1 protein-coding gene is annotated in these 1383 nt (G+C 35.5%); it reads left to right on the top strand.

The window, feature by feature from the left end; genetic code table 11:
- Positions 1-99 precede the first annotated feature (99 nt).
- Positions 100-1383 (top strand): IS3 family transposase (locus F9279_RS24770; protein ID WP_152116738.1); only part of this gene is annotated, 1284 nt, incomplete at its 3' end.

The following is a 1383-nucleotide window of genomic DNA, read 5'->3' as shown; positions in this document are numbered from 1 at the left end:
TAAAATGGTACCTGTAGTTAGGACACTTGAAAAAGAGTGTTTTATCTACAGGTATTTTTTTATATACTTATAATTACTAAATAGGGATTAGAGGACAACATGAGTAGAATAACATTTTCAATTAAAGATATAAAAACACTACAAAAGAACCCAAATGTACAGCGTGTTAGCGATCGAGCGATTACATATACTGACGCCTTTAAAAATAGGTTTATGGATGAGTATTTGGGCGGTAAACTACCACGACAGATATTTGAAGAAAATGGCTTCGATATGGACGTTATAGGAATGAAGCGAATGGAACAATCAGCCCATAGATGGAAAAAGGCTTACGAGAAGAATGGATTGCTTGGACTTACAGATACAAGGAAAACGGGATCTGGCAGACCATTAAAGCGAGAACTTACACCTTCAGAAATTATGGAGAGACAAGAAGCAAGGATTAAGTTACTGGAGGGCCAGGTAGAGCTATTAAAAAAGCTCGAAGCGACAGAAAGGAGGCTCTTAAACGCAAGCGAAAGTCTAGAAACAAGTAGAGTGTATCAGTTGATTTATGAAATCATTGAACAGAATCAATTTAAAGGAATGACCAGGTATTTTTGTGAACTTTTAGATGTCTCCCGTTCTGGATATTACAGTTTTCTAAAGGCAACTACTAATCGAGAAGCAAGAGAGCAATTCGATCTACAAGCAAAAGAAATCCTATTAAAAGCATTTAATCGACGTGGGTATAAGAAAGGATCTCGTTCCATTAAAATGATATTGGAGAATGAATATAGTATTACCTTTAGTCGCAAGAAGATACAAAGAATCATGAGGAAATACGGAATAATCTGCCCTCATAGAAGGCCTAACCCTTATAAAAAAATCGCTAAAGCAACCAAGGAACACCAGGTTGTTCCAAACAGGTTAAACAGAGAATTTAAACAAGGTGTTCCTGGAAAAGTGTTATTAACGGACATTACTTATTTGCCATATAACGGTAATTGTGTGGCTTATTTGTCGACCATAAAAGATGCATCTACTAACGAGCTCCTAGCTTACCATGTTTCTGATCGTATCACTCTTCCTATCGCTACCAAGACGATCCATAAATTAATGAACAATAAGAAAGTTACGCTACATGAAGATGCCTTTATTCACTCGGACCAAGGAAGCCATTACACAAGCCCAAAATATCAAAATTTATTAAAAAAATATGGACTAGGTCAGTCTATGTCTAGGAGAGGAAACTGTTGGGACAATGCCCCCCAAGAGTCATTTTTTGGACATTTAAAAGATGAGGTAGACTATAAATCTTGTAAAACCATAAAAGAATTAAAGGCAAAAATAAATCATTACATGGTTTACTATAACAATTATCGATATCAATGGAATTTAAAA

This window comes from Bacillus sp. B1-b2 (assembly GCF_009183415.1).
Classification (GTDB): Bacteria; Bacillota; Bacilli; order Bacillales; family Cytobacillaceae; genus Niallia.
Note: the sequence above shows the minus strand (reverse complement) of the source record. Positions and strands in the feature narration are given on the sequence as shown.